Genomic DNA, 18,134 nt, shown 5'->3' with positions numbered 1-18,134 from the left:
CACCCTTACCTTTCCCCTATAACCGAAAAACTCTCCTTAAAATAAAATTTACTTTAAAGAGAGTTTAGTTATTTAGTTATAGCATTTATACGTGTCATTAATACCGCATAAATTATAATGTCTTCTGCCAGTTCCAGCTATCTCTAAGAGAATCTTCGAGGGAATAACTTGGGTACCAGTTCAACACAGAATTGATTTTTGCAGTATCTGCCCAGATCTTCACTATATCACCTGCTCTTCTTGCTCCGATCACATAGTTCACTTTGACCTCATTTACTTTTTCAAAGGTGGTAATGACTTCCAAAACAGTATTTCCGTTTCCAGTTCCCACGTTAAACACATCGTAGAAATCATCTTGTTGCTCACCCAAGTACGCCAATGCTTTCACATGTGCATCTGCCAAATCCATCACATGAATAAAATCTCGCACGCATGAGCCATCAATCGTATCGTAATCATCACCAAAAACTGTTAGCTTCTCTCGAATTCCAGCAGCAGTTTGTGTCACAAAAGGAACCAAATTAGCCGGTGTTCCGATAGGAAGCTCTCCTATTTTGCCGCTTGGGTGCGCTCCAACTGGGTTGAAATATCGCAGAGAAATCACTCGAATTCCAGCTTGGCTTTTCACTAGGTCCACCAAAATATCCTCACAAATCTTCTTCGTATTTCCATAGGGGCTTTCAGCATCTTGTCTAGGTGTAGCTTCTGTCACAGGCAATATATCCGGTTGTCCATAGACAGTGCATGAGGAAGAAAAAACCAAGTCCTTGATTTCCTTTTCCTTCATGAAATCAAGGATTGTCAGTAAGGAACCTAAGTTATTCTGATAATATTTCAATGGTTGCAAGGTACTTTCTCCCACCGCTTTGAAAGCTGCAAAATGAATAACTCCTGCTAGTTGGTGTTCTGAAGAGATCTTATCCAAAAGGGCACGATCAATACAGTCACCCTTATAAAACGTAAGTTTTCTGCCAGTGATTTCTTCTAATCTATCGAGGACCTTTTCCTCAGAATTTGAAAGATCATCGATGATAATTGGGTTGAAACCAGCTTCTATCAATTGAACCGCTGTGTGTGAACCTATATAACCAGCCCCACCTGTTATTAAAATATTTTTCATTCTAGTTTAAAAGTTTGCAGGTACAAAACTATCCAAAAGGATGGATAATAGAATTCTTTTCGGATTAGTTTTGGGTAAAGAAGCCATCGGGATTACTGCTTAAAAAGTTGACAAAAGATCCTACCCAAGCAAAGGCCAATCATCTTATCAGAACAAATGCTCCTCGTTTTTCAACTGTTTGCATTTCGTCTTCCAGTGGAAAGCTATACTGCATCAGGAATGTGTAACTACCCGGGACAGCATTTTCTCCCGCTACCAAACCATTCCAGCCTTCCGTCCCAGCGTAAATAAGTTGGCCCCAGCGATTATAGATCCAGAGATTAAAATTAATCTCACAATTAGAAACACCTTGAAAAATCCCCCCATCTTTTTGGGGATTGAAACCAGTCGGCATCCTCACTTCAGGAGCTTTTTCTGTCACTATTCCCGTTCCCAGACTTACACAGCCCGAAGCATCAAGTACTGAAATAGAATAATTTCCTTTGGCCAACCCAGTCAAAGAATTGCTGGCCCCATTTTCCTCATCCCAATAATAAATATAAGGCGCCTTTCCTCCTGTCGGAAATGCAAACAGCTCTCCATTGCTACCTCCTGGACATGCTGGCTTGGTCAATCTCACATCCACTTCTAAAGCAAGAGGTGAACTGATTTCAAAATTAAGAGGAACAGAACATCCATTAATATCAGAAACAGTAAGCTCATAAATTCCTTGCGCTACATCTACCAAATTCAAACTACCTGTGAATTCAAAACCATCCTCCAGATTTATGGTATATGGCCCTGTCCCGCCTCTTACATTTAAGTTCAATATGCCATCCTTTTTACCATAACAGCTCACTCCGCCTACATCAAAAGAAACCAATTCCAGCAAGGGTGGCTCTTTGATTTCCAAATTTTCCAGCATTCTTTCACAGCCTAATTGATCTGTGACTGTAACCGTATAAATGCCAACAGGCAAATCTTCTCCTATGGAAGCATTTAAAGTTGGGTCATGAGACCATGTAAAATTAAATGGTGCAACACCTCCTGTTATTTCCAAAACTATTCGCCCATTGGATTCACCAAAGCACTTGACGTCTTCTATGCTCGAGACCGTCAAGAGGAACTCCTCTTCTACCTTTACTTCTACCGGATCAGAGGTACCCTCACAGGATTGATCGACCAAACTGTAGGTCAAATAGCTCACAGTTCCAATAATCCCAGGCTCATTCCAACTGATTTCAACGGTACTTTCATTTACTCCAGATACGACTACTCCTCCGGTTACCAGCCATTCATAACCTCTGCTACTAGATGAGTTTGGAGCAGCATAAAAGTGAGTAGTTAGGGGATCAAAACAAACATCCAAATTACCAATAGGCTCTTCTGCATCCAATTCAATATTAATGAGCACATCTAATGAAATAGGTTTTAGCTCACAACCGTTGGTACTGATTGGATTAGCAGTGATTGAAGCATTGGGATTTGAAGGACCCCAATTAACTAATACAGAATCACCATAATTTTGAACAACAGTGCCTCCTAATACTTCAAAAGTCACAGAACCAATATTCTCCTGAGAACTGAGCTTATAAATTAATTCCTCAACCTCAGGGCAAACAGAATTCGCTCCTACTAACTCAGCTTGAGTACCGAGCACTTCCACTTCAAATGTCTCCTCCTCCTGCTGATCACAGGTATTGGGGCTGATTGAAGCTGTTACCGTAACTTCGTAAACTCCTGCTTCAGTGAAGGTGTGCGTCACTTCCTGACCTTCCTTCAGCACCGAGCCATCTCCAAAATCCCAAGTGAAATAAGTAAAAGCTTCATTTTCCGGCTCAATACTCCAAGTTCCTTCCTGCTCTAGGCAGGCTATTCTTTCTCCCAGCACATCAAACTTATAATCAGCTAGTATCTCAAAATTGAGGTTATCCAAAGCTGCCCCTACCGCATATCCATAAGATTCCAAATAGCCGAAACCATACACATAGGCAATAAAACCTTCAGGATTTGTCAACTGATGCACTCCTTGAAAAATCCGGATTCGAGCGTAATAAAAAGCGGTATTGCCTGGAACCACAGAAAATGAAGCTCCAATATTTCTTCCATCCAAAATCGTTTGGTTTTGCGCACCAGCAGGGACGACGATATTCACATAATGGTCTTGAATAGACTGAAGTGATAAGGCAGAAAATTTAACACTCTTAAGAAGTTGCTCATTAGGACTATAAGTAATCATAAAAGGATCACCCTGATCGTATAGCGGTTGATTGACTTGATTACAACCCTGACTTTTCGCCAGCACAGTCACTGAGGAAGGCTTGGATGTAGTAATTGAAACAGACTCATCAGGAGCAAATTCCAAGGTTAAAAATTCAGTTGCATCTATGCTGCCTCTGCTATTTCCATTGACAAGTACTTCCGTATCATCTTCAGAGGCCAATACTTTCACTAATTCACCTGAGGTTCTACCTTCCAAGGCTACATGGATATAAGATTGCCCCCAGGTAGTCACAGGGTAGGCCTGTTGAAATAAGTTATCATTGGCTCCACCACAGTTCCCCACTGAAGTCCATTTATTCCCTCCGAAAACTGCAATTTTCTTACAGGAGTTGGCATCATCGCCGATTACCCGCACACGGGTTCCTGTAAGGTCAAATCTCTCCTTGATCTGGTAACTTTGCCCCCGATTCAGAATTTGAGTAAACGGTGCAGAATTATTACTTCTGGTAATTTCAATCTCCGTATCATCCTCAGTGGCAATTACCAGCATCAAGCTTTCATTATTAATATTACCATCGTATTCCACTGGATAAGTGAGGCGCTCAAAGTGTGAGGTAATCAAGTAATCTTTACCCAAAGCACTTACTGGTAGAACTACTGTTCCATCAGCGCTTCTCACCCGCTCATTGAATGCATAGACAGATAAATCTCCTGTAGAAGTGATGAAAATCCCTTTATTCTCCACACTTCCAGATCTCCGATGAAAGACATCTATATCCTGAGAATCAACAATTAAAGTAAAACGCTCACCTTCATTTAGAGATTCGGAGCGCGTATTTCCAAGGTATTCTATCGTAATATCAGCAGCTTCCACGGCAGTAATCTCCAACATCGCTCTATCCGTAGCTCCCGGTAAAATCCGATTGTTTTCCATATAGCCAACCCAAAATTCCTTACCTACAGTAGAGATCTGTGCATGCGAAAGAAAAGCAAAAAATTGCAGGCAAAACACAAAATACACTACTCGGTAAAGTTTCTCCATAGGGATTAAAGGGGCATATTAAAAATCCAATATAGGCAACTGCTAAGAATTAAGCATCTCCAGTGATACAAAGCTTCTAGGCTATCTTTCAAAAGCTGCTGATTCACTTAGCCATCACATATATAATTCCTATCTTTGCGCCTCCAAAAAAGAAGAAAATCTCAATTATGATATCAGTAGATAACTTGTCATTAAAATTTGGCAAACGAACACTTTTCGACGAAGTCTCCCTAAAATTTAACCCAGGCAATTGCTATGGTGTGATTGGGGCTAATGGAGCTGGAAAGTCCACTTTTTTGAAAATCCTTTCAGGTGAAATGGAAAGTACCAGTGGTGGAATCAGCATCACTCCGGGTCAGCGTATGGCTGTATTGAGTCAAAATCACTTCGGTTTTGATGAAGTGGAAGTTCTGAAAACGGTCCTTATGGGTCACAAGACCCTGTATGCGATCATGGAGGAAAAAGATGCCATTTATATGAAGGAGGACTTTTCTGAAGAAGATGGTTTGCGTGCTTCCCAGCTGGAAGCTGACTTCGCCGAGATGGATGGCTGGAATGCTGAGTCTGATGCAGCAGCATTACTTTCAGGCTTAGGAATCACCGAAGACTTGCATTATATGCAAATGAAGGATCTTGCCGGTAATCAAAAGGTAAGAGTTCTCTTAGCGCAGGCACTCTTTGGTAATCCTGATATTTTGATTCTCGATGAGCCTACCAATGATTTGGATGCGGCTACGATCGAATGGTTGGAGAATTTCCTGCTTGATTTCAAAAACTTAGTGATCGTCGTCTCCCACGATAGACACTTCCTGGATTCAGTTTCTACGCATATCGTGGATATTGACTTTGGTAAAATCAAAATTTACTCTGGTAACTATACCTTCTGGTACGAATCTTCCCAACTTGCATTGAAGCAGCGTTCGGATTCTAATAAGAAGGCTGAGGATAAGAAAAAGGAATTGCAGGCATTTATCGATCGATTCTCTGCTAATGTGGCTAAGTCAAAGCAAGCGACTGCCCGTAAGAAAATGATCGAAAAGCTAAACATCGATGAGATCGAACCATCGATGAGAAAGTACCCTGGTATCATTTTCAAACCTGAAAGAGAAGCCGGCGATCAGATTTTCATGACCGAGAACCTGGAATTGAAAGCTGACGGAGTGACTTACTTTACAGATGTAAACTTGATGGTGGATAAAGGCGACAAAATTGCTTTTATCTCTAAGACCAAGCAGGCGGTAAACAAATTCTTCCAGGTAATCATGGAGGAAATCCCTGCATCCAAAGGAAGCTTTAAATGGGGTGTTACGATCAACAAAGCTTATTTGCCTAATGATAACTCTGAATATTTCAAATCCGATCTTTCTTTGATCGAATGGCTAAGACAATTCTCAGGAAATCAGGAAGAAGCTTATGTGAGAACTTTCTTGGGAAGAATGCTTTTCACCGGAGAGGAATCTTTGAAAAAATGCTCTGTACTTTCAGGAGGTGAAAAAGTACGTTGTATGATCTCCAAGATGATGCTTCAAAACCCAAATCTTTTGGTGATGGATGAGCCTACCAACCACTTAGACCTTGAATCAATTACTGCATTTAACAATGCAATTATTGATTACACAGGAACGGTATTGATGTCATCTTATGACCACGCTTTTGTACAGTCTTCTGCCAATAGAATCGTGGAATTTACACCAAATGGAACAATAGATCGAAGAATGCCTTATGATGATTACTTGGAAAGTGAGGAAATCAAGGCATTGAGAGAGAAAATGTATTCCACTAAGTAAGCTCACTTAGTTGCTACTCACTGCAATCATACTATATCTGGCGATCACAATCGCCATCGGAGCTTGGGCTTCAAAATTCGTAAAGGGATCGAATGACTTTGTTTTGGCAGGTCGTTCGCTCCCTTTATTTCTTTCTGCTTCTGCCCTCTTTGCTACCTGGTTTGGATCGGAGACTATTTTTGGAGCTTCATCTGTTTACCTGGATGAAGGACTTCAAGGGGTGATAGAAGATCCTTTCGGAGGAGCACTTTGCTTAGTACTTTTTGGCATGTTTTACCTACGTCCCATGTATCGTTTGGGAGTGCTTACTATTGGTGATGTATTTCAGAAAATCTTTGGAAAACAAGTGGAATTCCTGTCCACGGTGTTTATGGTTCCAGTTTTCTTTGGATATGTAGCAGCCCAATTGGTGGCATTAAGTCTAATCCTGAGCACTGTCACGGGATTGAACTTGACCGAAGGTATCTTAATCGCAGCAAGTATTGTTTTAATCTATACTTTCCTTGGAGGTATGTGGGCTATTTCCATCACTGACTTTATTCAGACTTTGATGATAGTGTTGGGACTGATAGTTGTTTCAGTCTTAGTTACCCGCGAAGCTGGAGGAGTTAGTGTTATCTTAGATTCTGCTCCTGCAGAAAGTTTCCAGTTCTTTCCTGATCCTGGATTAAATTCTTGGATCAATTACTTCGGAGCCTGGATTATTCTCGGATTGGGAAGTATTCCAAGTCAGGACATTTACCAGCGGGTGATGTCGTCCAAATCTGAAAAGATAGCCGTTCAATCAACTTATTTGGCTGGTGGTTTTTACCTCACCTTCGGTCTTCTGCCCCTATTCATTGCGCTAGGCGCAAAGGCTCTTTACCCAGAACTCTATTTAGAAAACCAGCAAATGCTGCTGCCTTCCATGGTTTTGGCTCATGGAGGATTACCTGTGCAGATTATCTTTTTTGGAGCATTAATCTCTGCAATTATGAGTACAGCAAGTTCAGGAGTCTTGGCGCCTGCAGCCTTGATTTCAGAAAACCTAATCAAGCCACTTTTCAAGGGCAAACTTACGGATAGACATCTACTTTGGATTTTAAGATGTAGCGTACTAGCGGTGACTGTTGTCTCCGTGGTAATGGCTCTGCAAGATTCAAATATCTATGAGCTCGTAGCGGGAGCATCTATTCTCCTTTTGGTTTCTCTATTTATCCCTTTGACGACGGGGTTATATTGGAAAAAGTCTTCCAAAGTCGGAGCCATCTTATCCATGATCATAGGTATGCTCACCTATTTGGTTGTTGACAATTTTGAGCCCGAAATATCTTCTCACATTTACGGATTGCTTGCCAGTGCCATCGCTATGATGGCTGGAAGCTTGCTTTTCCCCAACAAAACTGAAGTATCGTATGAACCCTCCTAAAATCATCCTCAAACACGGAAAAGAGATTTCTTTGAAAAGACGCCATCATTGGGTGTTTTCAGGTGCTATTTTCCAGAAAGACGCAAACCTAGAAAATGGACAATTAGTAGCAGTATACTCTTCCAAAGATGAGTTTTTAGGAATAGGACATTTTGCTGAAGGTTCTATCATGGTTCGAATTATTTCCTTTGAGGAAAGAGAAATCGATCAGGAGTTTTGGAATGAGAAAATTGCTTCAGCTCTTTCTTTACGAAAAAGCTTAGGACTTACTGATAATGAACAAACTAACGTATATAGATTAGTACATGGTGAAGGAGATTTACTCCCAGGTTTGATTGTAGATTTCTACAATGGAACTGCAGTTATTCAAGCTCATCAAATCGGAATGCATGCGCATTTGAAGGAAATCGCCCAAGCGATAAAGAATGCCTATGGAGATGTTATCTCAGGTGTTTATGATAAAAGTGCAGAAACACTTCCTAAGAATCTCGGCATCACTTCCAATGAATGGGTGTTGGGCGAACCAAAAACCGACTTGGTTCAGGAGTATGGAGCGACTTATAAAATCGATTGGGAAAAAGGGCAAAAGACTGGCTTTTTCATAGATCAGCGGGAAAACAGAAAGTTGCTTGCCTCCTATTCCACAGGAAAAAAAGTTCTGAATACCTTCTGCTATTCGGGAGGATTTTCTGTTTTGGCCTTGATGGAAGGAGCATCAGAAGTTCACTCAGTAGATATTTCTCCAAAAGCAATAGAACTCACTGAAGAGAACATTCAACTCAATCCGGAAATCAAAGGAAAGCATGAATCGAAAGTGGCTGATGTAGTCAAATACATCCGTGAAATCGGTGATGATTACGATGTGATTGTGCTAGATCCACCAGCATTTGCCAAAAATCTGAAAGCCAGACATAATGCGGTGCAAGCCTATAAGCGTCTAAATGCTGAAGCATTGAAGAAAATAAAATCCGGTGGAATCCTCTTTACTTTCTCCTGTAGTCAGGTGGTGGACAAAGCACTTTTCCGTAATACCGTCACAGCCGCGGCATTGGAATGTGGCAGACAAGTAAAAGTACTTCATCAAGTAACTCAGCCGGCAGATCACCCAATTAATATTTTCCATCCAGAAACGGAATACCTAAAAGGCTTAGTGCTTTTTGTGGAGTAATTTGGGGATTCTATCGGCTTTTACCCTATTTTCGTTCAGTCAATTTAACTTACTATGTACACAGGAATACAACATCTTCATTCAGGAATCGCCTACCTTGCTTTGCTTGCTTTGGTAGTAGTCATTATTTACATGCTGATCGGTTCGCTTTCCAATCGGGAATTCTCGGAGAAAGACCGAAAAATCGGTTTAATTGCTTTTATACTTTCCCATATCCAATTATTGGTAGGGTTGATTTTATATTTCTTGAGTCCTCTGGGTTTAGAAATGCTTAAATCAGGTTCGGCGATGTCTGATCCTGCTGCGAGATTACTTGCTTTGGAGCATCCTTTGATTAATATCATTGCTATCGTGGTTATCTCAATTGGCTATATCCGTGCTAAAAAACCAGGAGCATCACGAGGTAGATTTAGAAGTATCTACATGATGTATGCCATTGGATTGGTGTTGATTCTCAGCAGAATTCCTTGGTCAGCTTGGTTGGGGTAAAGGGAATTTGAGATTTGAGATTTAAAAATTTCAAAATTCGTAATTCATCATTTGACATTTAGAATTAAACAGAAGGAGGTAGCATGTGGTATGCTACCTCTTTCTGTTTTATAGTTTAAAAGATCTATCCCTTTCAGGGCTAGGAGATTATCAATCCCTATTAATTTGCGATGGGCTGTACCCATCGCTGGGGTATTGAGGCCTTTCAGGCCTAGCAATTGCGCATTTAGCTTACTTCACATACGCTGCTATCAATCGCTTTGGTATGATTTGCAGTTGGCTGTCATTTCGAAGAAGGAAACGAAAGCTGACCCCGTATTCAAAACAATAAGCCGATTGAGAAATCACTTTTGTAATACCTTGCGGAAATGGAGGTTTCTCCCCCTTAGCCCTAAAACTTGACCTAAATAATATGCATCTCTTTCGCCATGATGCAAGACCTCAAAAACCACAAAATTCATTAGAAAATTGATCTATCCCTTTCAGGACTAGCTAGAAAATTATCAACCATTATCAATTTGCGAAGGGCTGTACCCATCGCTCGGGTATTGAGGCCTTTCAGGCCTAGCAATTGCGCATTTAGCTTATTTCACATACGCTGCTATTAATCTCTCTGCACATCTTTCCCCGTCCATAGCGGCCGAAACAATGCCTCCAGCGTAACCAGCTCCTTCGCCGCATGGGTACAATCGCTTGATCTGTACATGCTCAAAGGATTCCCGATCTCGAGGAATTCTCACTGGCGAAGAGGTTCTACTTTCCAAACCTATCAACTGGGAATCGTTGGTGTAGTAACCTTTCATTTTTTGCCCAAAGGCCTTGAATGCCATAGCCAAACGCTCAGAAATAAAGTCAGGCAACACCTCACTCATTTCCACTGATTTCAAACCTGGCTGATAGGAAGTGTCAAGCAAACTAGAGCTCACTTTTTTGTTAACAAAATCAATCATTCGTTGTGCTGGTGCTACCTGAGTTTTACCTCCTGCCACCCAAGCCTTTCTCTCAACATCCGCCTGGAATTCCATGGCTGCCAAAGGTCCAAACTTTTGATATTCTGGCAGGTCTTCCAATTCAACGGAAGCTACTATTCCAGAATTAGCAAACTTGCCGTCCCGTCGACTTGGGCTCATACCATTTACAACCAATTCACCAGGCGCAGTCGCAGCAGGAACAATAAATCCACCTGGACACATGCAAAAGCTAAACACTCCCCGCTGCTTTTTCTTAAATTCAGTCTGATGTACCAGAGAATAGGCAGAAGCTGGAAGGTATGGTCCACGGTCCAAACCACAATTGTATTGAATGCTATCAATGAGATTTTGGCTATGCTCGATTCGAACGCCTAGCGCAAAGGGCTTTGCTTCTACGGTAATTTTCTTGTTGTGAAGCAGATGGAAAATATCTCTTGCCGAGTGGCCTGTGGCAAGTATCACACCTCTACCTGTAAGTTTTTCTCCAGTTTGAGTGACTACTCCTTTCATCACATTTCCATCCAAAATAAAATCTTCAACCCGGGTTTCGAATAAAACTTCTCCACCGAACTGGAGAATACTTTCACGAAGATCTTCTACAAGTTTTGGAAGCTTATTAGTACCAATATGAGGATGTGCGTCGACCAGAATTTCTTCAGTCGCCCCATGTGCCACCAGAATCTCCATGATTCTACGAATGTCACCACGCTTTTTGGAACGAGTATAAAGCTTCCCATCCGAGTAAGTGCCAGCTCCACCTTCACCAAAGCAATAATTTGAATCAGGATTTACAATATGTTCTTTGTTGATAGCTGCAAGATCACGACGTCTCGCCCTCACATCTTTGCCTCTCTCGATTAGTATAGGTTTTACTCCAAGTTCAATCGCTCTCAAGGCTGCAAAAAGACCTGCAGGTCCAGCTCCCACAATAATTATTGGATCTTCGCTACTAACATTTTTATATTCTGGCTGATGGTCCAGCAGTGCAGGAGGCGTTTCTTTAATAAAAAGTTCAGCCTGAATATTTACTTTGACATTTCTTCCCCTAGCATCAATCGAGCGTTTGACCTGGCGTGCGATTGCTTCGTTTGAGTTTGCGGGCAGCCCGGCTTTTTTGCGAACAACTTCCTGAAATACGACTGGATCATATGCCTCTTCCGGACTCAATTGTAAAGTGAATTCTTGCTTCATAACGTAAGGTATTTATCCTTAAATGGGTCTGCAAATGTAGTGTTTTCTTAAGTGAGAAGGAAGTTTTCAGTGGACAGTCACAGTCTCAGTGGAAATAGGAAGGAGTAGTAGCTTTTGTAGTTAAAAAATCTGTTGAACGGAAAAATACGTTCGTGATGACACGAGGATAGGTGGAGTTTTCAGAGGACAGTCGCAGTCTCAGAGGAAATAGGAAGGAGAAGTAGCTCGTAGTAAAAAATTCTGATGAGCGAAAAAATACATTCTTGATGACACGAGCATAGGCGGAGTTTTCAGTGGACAGTCGCAGTCTCAGTGAATTTGGCAGGAGTATTGGCATACGTAATTAGAATTCTGATTAGTGAAAAATACGTTCGTGATGACAGGAGCATAGACAGAGTTTTGAGTGGACAGTCGCAGTCTCAGTGGAAATAGGAAGGAGAAGTAGATGTACAAACTCTTAAATCTTAGAGCGATAAAAAATATTCGTGATGACAAGAACATAGACGGGGTTTTGAGTGGCCAGTCGCAGTCTCAGTGGAAATAGGAAGGAGTAGTAGATGTACAAATTATTAAATCTTAGAACGAAAAAAAATGTTCGTGATGATACGAACATAGACTGGGGACGACACGAGAATAGGCGGATGGGATCACAGGAGCACTGGATAGTCTACTGTAAAAGCGTAAATAAAGGTAACCCAAAGTATCATGCCCTTATCATGCCTTTATCATGCGGGTATGTACGGGGTATCTAGGGAGTATCTAGCGGGGAAATAGTAAGTATGTAGGAGTTTGCCTACTTAATTTAATCTATCCAGCACCTCAAATCTCGATGAGTTGGAGATAAATTCAGGGACAATCACTTTCAAGTGAGACACCAATTCATTCTCTGATTTTTTGGAAACCAATTCCATAAATAGCTCTATTTGACCGTCAATTTTGTGATAAGATGATGGAAGTACCTGTGCGATTTTAATTTTTGGGTGGTGGGTGATTTTGACTGTTTCAAAATCATTGAGCAATTCTTCGTATAGCTTCTCCCCTTCTCTCAATCCAGAGAAAAACACCTTAATATCTTCATCTATTTTTTTACCAGACAGCTGAATCATCTTTTTGGCTAGATCAAGAATTTTGATGGGTTCTCCCATATCAAAAACATAAATCTCTCCACCCTCACCCATAATCCCTGCTTCCAGTACCAACTGACAAGCTTCTGGAATAGTCATGAAATAGCGGGTAATATCAGGATGAGTCACCGTAATGGGACCTCCATTCATTATTTGCTTTTTAAATAAAGGTATTACAGAGCCACTGGATCCCAATACATTTCCAAAACGGGTAGTTATGAATTTAGTATGGCTCTTTTTATGATTTCTAACTAAAAATTCATTTAAAGCTTGAACGTACATTTCAGCAGCCCTTTTACTAGCTCCCATTACATTAGTAGGGTTTACGGCTTTGTCTGTGGACACAAAAACAAATTTGTCCACCTTCGCCAACACTGATATATCAGCAAGAATTTTCGTCCCTAATATATTCGAGTTTATAGCCTCATCTGGGTAATTTTCCATCATAGGCACATGCTTATAAGCAGCCGCATGAAATACTACCTGAGGCTTAAAAAGCTGAAAAATTTCATTTAATTTTTTCTTATTTCGAATATCCCCCAGAACAATCTTAATTGGGCAATAAGAGTAGTTTTCTTTAAACTCCTGTTCTACATCGTATAAGGCAGACTCAGCAATATCAAATAAAATAAGCAGTTTAGGCTCGTAATGACATATTTGCCGGCATAACTCTGATCCGATTGAGCCTGCAGCCCCAGTAACCATTATAACTTTTCCTTGTAAGTCTTGCTGTATCTTAGGGTTGTCAAGGACAATTTGCTCCCTGCTCAACAAGTCCTCAATTTTCACTTCTCTAATTGCCCCTGCCGTCAGTCCCCCATTAATCCATTGGTCTACCGGAGGCACTATAGATACAGAGATTTTCAAACGAAGGCACTCATCAATTATCTCGTTTTTTCGAGCGACCGATAAGTCTCTAATTGCAATAATCAATTCAGTGATCCCAAACTGGATGGCCAGGTCCTCCAGATTATCCAAGCCCTTATAAATCCTCTTTCCAAGAATATGCTTTCCTTCCTTCTTGGGATCATCATCCAAAAAAGCAATTGTATTAAAAAGACTCTTACTATCTCGCATTATAGCTTCTTTGGCAATGATTCCAGCTTCTCCTGCTCCAAAGATCACCCCGTTTTTCGAAGGCTTCAGTGAACCTTCATTTTTGAAATAAACAAATAGTTCTTTCACCATTAATCGGTAAAAAATCAGAAGAACTAATGAGAAAACACTTGCAATTATCAGTACTGAAGAAGGAAGTAAATATCCCTGGCTAATGAAGGAATCTGAAAAAATAATAGGAATAAAAAGTATACTAAAATTTATAAATAAGGACTTAAATAAGTTAACACCATCTTTAAATCCTGTGTGCCTTACTATTCCTTCTTGGCTATTTGTCAATCGAAGAACCAAAACTGATACAATCATAAACACTGCACAGCCAGTCAAAAATTGGTTTTCGACTATCTCTTGCCAATTAAAGTTAAATCGAACTAAAAAAGCACAAAAGGCTGATGAGAATAAAATTAATGCGTCTATTACAGCAATGACCCATCGAGGAAGGATCGTAAGTCTGGCGATTAAACTCATGGTAGAAATATATCCAAATTGAGATAGAATTTATTAAACTAGCGGGATTGTTTTAACAAATCCTTATTTCTGATAGCAAGTCAGAAACAAGCGAAAGGGTGATTAAACGCTAATTTACGTAATTCAAATACCAATATATGTGTTTTATTTAGAAAAATACAATTTTGAAGGGCAGGTTAGAGAGCAGTAAATTTAAACTGGAGTCAACCCATACATCTACCTGGAAGTAGCTAAATAACCTGCACCACGAAATAAAGACTTCCTATTTTCTCAAACCAGCACTTGGACTACCATTGAATCTTTCCATGCTGACATGCCCCTTTTGAGTAACTCCTTTTCCCAGCATCACATTAAAAAGCGTTTGAAACAGTATTCTTAGGTCAAGCAAAAAGCTCAAATTATCTACATACCAAACATCATACTTGAACTTTGCATCCCAAGAAATAGCATTTCTCCCGTTTACCTGTGCCCAACCAGTCACTCCTGGTTTTACTTCATGACGTCTAGCTTGTTCATTTGAATATAAATGAACATACTCATCTAATAATGGGCGCGGTCCAACTAAACTCATCTCCCCTTTAAGTACATTAATTAACTGGGGAATCTCGTCAAGGGAACTATTCCTGACGAATTTTCCGAATTTGGTGATTCGATCAGCATCAGACAAGAGGTTGCCCCTATCGTCAACCAGCTCTTTCATGGTTTTAAATTTCAATATTTGAAAAGTTTTATTCCCTAGACCCGGACGGGCTTGGGAAAAGAATGGTGAACCTCCATGGTGAATACTCAGGGCGACAAAAAGAACCAAGAAAATTGGAAATAGAATAATGAACATCAAAAATGCTAGAATGAAGTCAATTACCCTTTTAAACAAATTCCGATATACCACCTACTTATGAGTTTTACTTAATTCTTCTTGTAACACATTCACAACCTTTTCTTGATCTTCCAAAGTCAAACCTGCAGAACTGGGAAGGCAAAGGCCAGTTTCAAATAACCCTTCGGAAATACTTCCTCCATAGAAAGGTGTTAAATTGAAAACAGGCTGGGTATGGAGAGGCTTCCAGAGATATCTGCTTTCAATTCCTTGTTTTGATAACGCAAATTTTAATTGATCATTCGAAAATCCAGTTATTTCCTGATCAATCAAAATACTAGTGAGCCAATAATTTGAGTAGGATTGTTTTCCCTCTGGTTGAAATTCTATTCCTGGAAAATCCTCCAGCAACTCCCTATACCTCTGATTTACAGCTCTTCTATTTTTGATAAACATATCCAACTGTTCCAACTGGGCTAAACCAATGGCAGCAGAAATATTATTCATCTTATAATTATAGCCTATTTCCAAGTGATGGTAAAAAGGAAAATCTTCCCTAGCTTGAGTCGAAAGTAATTTGGCTCGCTGAATTATGGATGAGTCAGTACTAATCAAAGCACCTCCTGCTCCAGAAGTCATTATTTTGTTTCCATTAAAGGAAAACACCCCTATTTGCCCTAAGGTGCCACAGGGTCTGCCTTCAAATTCACTTCCGATAGCCTCAGCTGCATCCTCCAAAACAGGGATTCCATACTTCTCCGCAACCTCTAAAATCTCATTCATCCTGGCAGGCATGCCGAACAAATGAACCACCACAATTGCCTTAGGTTTTTTACCTTTTGCCAACCTACTTAGAATCGCATCCTCAAGTAATTCAGGACAAATATTCCAGGTATCCTTTTCACTATCTACAAAAATAGGCGTAGCGCCCAAATAGACGACTGGGTTCGCCGAAGCACAAAAAGTAAAGGATTGACAAATCACTTCATCACCCGATGAGATTCCTAGAAGAACCAGAGAAATATGCAGAGCTGAAGTGCCTGAATTCAAGGCAACACATTCATGTGTCTTCAATCTAGCAGACAATTTCTCCTCAAATCTGCTTATAAAACTACCATTCGTAGCAATATGACCAGAACTTATTGCCTGTTGCGTATACTGATTTTCATTGCCATTAAAAACCGGAAAGGATAAAGGAATTTGAGAATTCATTCAAAATTTTATCTAAGAAGCTCAAAATATACTAACAATATTCAACCCAGCACAACTCAAATAAAAGCACTGACGACTACCTAAGCAAGGCATTAACTTGTTAATTGAAAGTGAGTTTTAAGAGAACTCAGGTAAATTTTGTATGTAAAACAACAGGATGAGCTCAGGCAAGAACTCACCTAAAACACTATGTACTAAATAGATACAATTAATGGACTATTGAAACAAATAATACATTATGCAAAAGAATTGCCTAGTAAGCAGTTTTAAACATGGCTAATTCCTTATTGTTTGTCTAAAATCAACCTATCAAAAAATATCACGAAAGACTAAAAAAAGATTTCAAACAACATAAAACAAGATCTGTAATACCCAGTTAATGCATATGGTAACAGCGATAAAAAAACCAATCCCTCCCATAGAAGGAATTTTTGCTCCGCGAATCTTCCTTCGACCAGAAGTATCAGAGATTTGATATTTCTCAAAGACTTTAATCAGAACCGGAAAAAGTAGAATTCCAATTACAAGTGAAGATAAAAAAGCTAAAACAAAGGACATATATGGTTTGTAGTTGTAGAGTTCAGGTACTACACGTAACTTTAACTATTAATGCTACAATTTTGGGTGGGTGTATTCAAAGATGGCAAGATTAATGCCCCTATTTTTCGAAAAACCACTAAAAAATTAACTTCCCCCTATATATTAAGGATAAAGTGCAATTTTATGTATTTACAAAAAAATATGCATTTTTTTTGAAATAAATAGAATAAAGCTGACCTTTGATTAACCCAAATTAACATTTAGGAGTATTTTTTAGAAAACACCAACGTCAGATGACTGAATATTTACGGAAAAGAATTGGGAATTTTGATCTTTATATCAATTCCCAAGAAATGCTTCAAGATAGTTCTGAAGTAGTTATTTCAAGAAAAATGAACTGGATTAACCTAACGTTAAAGCGTTTGATTGATCTGGTTTTCGCATTTGTTTTTATGGTTTTTATTGGCTGGTGGTTGTTTCCAATCGTGGCAATACTCATCAAGTTGGACTCTAAAGGACCAGTTTTTTTTAAGCAAGAAAGAGAAGGAATTTACAATTCTAAATTTAGATGCTATAAATTTCGATCAATGGTAGTTAACAATGAAGCTGATTTAAAAATGGCTACTAAAAATGACCCTAGAATTACTAGAGTGGGCAAATTCCTCAGAAAGTCAAGTATAGATGAATTACCACAAGTATTAAATGTGATCTACGGTAATATGTCCTTCGTTGGGCCAAGACCTCATATATTGGTGCAAAATAACGCCCACGAATTAGAAATAGAAGGATATAAAAACAGACATTTAGTAAAGCCTGGAATAACCGGACTAGCTCAAGCTAAGGGGTATAGAGGAGAGACAAATGAATCAAACTCCATCTACTTCCGCTATAAATTGGATATGCATTACATTAAAACATGGAGTCCTGTTCTAGATTTAAAAATAATCTGGTGGACTGCAAAATCTTTGGTTACTGGACATGAGAATGCTTTTTGAGATAATTGGGAAGTTTAAGTAACTGGATTAAAGGTATATTTTTTTAATGGTTTTGCTTCATGTGATTAAAATTGTTTTTCAATAGTAATAATCACACTTAATTGTCGGACGGATAATCTTACAAGGCGTATTTACAACTCCTGGATTAATTTCCGGAAACAATCATTTAGTTCTTGCCTTCAGCAGTCAGGAGAACTGCAAGCCTACCTATTAGTAAGGTTCTACCCTGACTTTAGTGGAGAAGTTAGGTGAGTTCTAGCTCAAATCTATATTAGAGAATTAAGGCTCTATTTTGTGAAAATTTCCTTGCAATTCAGAAACTTCACTCATTTGAGCATATTTAATCATTAGCTAATGGTTTTTCTATGTCAATTTTTGGCGGCCAAAAATTAAGGTAATGTGGCCAAAAATAGTTGGTGTTTTTGGTTTAAATATTTCATATAATTCCTTGCCGTTTTGAAGAGGACTTAAGCTCTGCTGAGGA

11 protein-coding genes are annotated in these 18,134 nt (G+C 39.5%); 5 read left to right on the top strand and 6 right to left on the bottom strand.

Annotated features, from left to right (window positions below; translation table 11 throughout):
- Positions 1–112: 112 nt before the first annotated feature.
- Positions 113–1,120 carry a UDP-glucose 4-epimerase GalE gene (galE, locus tag QOL76_RS11625; protein ID WP_283413142.1) on the bottom strand — a complete coding sequence of 336 codons (1,008 nt, stop codon included), beginning with the start codon at positions 1,118–1,120 and terminating at the stop codon, positions 113–115.
- A 139-nt stretch (positions 1,121–1,259) separates the two neighbouring features.
- Positions 1,260–4,364 carry a PKD domain-containing protein gene (locus QOL76_RS11620; protein ID WP_283413141.1) on the bottom strand — a complete coding sequence of 1,035 codons (3,105 nt, stop codon included), beginning with the start codon at positions 4,362–4,364 and terminating at the stop codon, positions 1,260–1,262.
- Between the two features lie 167 nt (positions 4,365–4,531).
- On the opposite strand from QOL76_RS11620, the gene QOL76_RS11615 reads away from it, so the two are divergent.
- From QOL76_RS11615 to QOL76_RS11600, 4 genes are read left to right on the top strand one after another with little or no spacing between them, the layout of a single operon-like run.
- Positions 4,532–6,151, top strand: a complete 1,620-nt coding sequence (locus QOL76_RS11615) for an ABC-F family ATP-binding cassette domain-containing protein (RefSeq protein WP_283413140.1) — start codon at positions 4,532–4,534, stop codon at positions 6,149–6,151.
- Between the two features lie 10 nt (positions 6,152–6,161).
- Positions 6,162–7,559, top strand: coding sequence for a high affinity choline transporter 1 (locus QOL76_RS11610; protein ID WP_283413139.1), 1,398 nt, complete (start codon positions 6,162–6,164; stop codon positions 7,557–7,559).
- Positions 7,546–8,727, top strand: coding sequence for a class I SAM-dependent rRNA methyltransferase (locus tag QOL76_RS11605; protein WP_283413138.1), 1,182 nt, complete (start codon positions 7,546–7,548; stop codon positions 8,725–8,727). Before QOL76_RS11610 ends, QOL76_RS11605 begins: the two co-directional genes overlap by 14 nt.
- 54 nt (positions 8,728–8,781) lie before the next feature.
- Positions 8,782–9,216, top strand: a complete 435-nt coding sequence (locus tag QOL76_RS11600; RefSeq protein WP_283413137.1) for a hypothetical protein — start codon at positions 8,782–8,784, stop codon at positions 9,214–9,216.
- A gap of 584 nt (positions 9,217–9,800) precedes the next feature.
- Here QOL76_RS11600 and QOL76_RS11595 read toward each other — a convergent pair.
- The 4 genes from QOL76_RS11595 to QOL76_RS11580 all read right to left on the bottom strand — a co-directional run bounded on the left by QOL76_RS11595 (position 9,801) and on the right by QOL76_RS11580 (position 16,115).
- Positions 9,801–11,378 carry an NAD(P)/FAD-dependent oxidoreductase gene (locus QOL76_RS11595; protein ID WP_283413136.1) on the bottom strand — a complete coding sequence of 526 codons (1,578 nt, stop codon included), beginning with the start codon at positions 11,376–11,378 and terminating at the stop codon, positions 9,801–9,803.
- A gap of 797 nt (positions 11,379–12,175) precedes the next feature.
- Complete coding sequence (locus QOL76_RS11590; protein WP_283413135.1) at positions 12,176–14,086, bottom strand: polysaccharide biosynthesis protein; 1,911 nt, start codon at positions 14,084–14,086, stop codon at positions 12,176–12,178.
- 262 nt (positions 14,087–14,348) lie between these two features.
- A complete protein-coding gene (locus QOL76_RS11585; RefSeq protein WP_283413134.1) occupies positions 14,349–14,975 on the bottom strand; it encodes a sugar transferase in 627 nt (208 codons plus the stop codon).
- Positions 14,976–16,115, bottom strand: coding sequence for a DegT/DnrJ/EryC1/StrS family aminotransferase (locus QOL76_RS11580; RefSeq protein ID WP_283413133.1), 1,140 nt, complete (start codon positions 16,113–16,115; stop codon positions 14,976–14,978). It lies immediately after the preceding gene.
- Between the two features lie 833 nt (positions 16,116–16,948).
- Here QOL76_RS11580 and QOL76_RS11575 point away from each other — a divergent pair.
- Positions 16,949–17,650, top strand: a complete 702-nt coding sequence (locus QOL76_RS11575) for a sugar transferase (RefSeq protein WP_283413132.1) — start codon at positions 16,949–16,951, stop codon at positions 17,648–17,650.
- Positions 17,651–18,134 lie beyond the last annotated feature (484 nt).

Origin of the sequence: Algoriphagus winogradskyi (assembly GCF_900182815.1) — a bacterium.
Taxonomy (GTDB): Bacteria; Bacteroidota; Bacteroidia; order Cytophagales; family Cyclobacteriaceae; genus Algoriphagus; species Algoriphagus winogradskyi.
The sequence above is the reverse complement of the archived record's forward strand: the minus strand, read 5'-3'. Positions and strand labels throughout refer to the sequence as shown.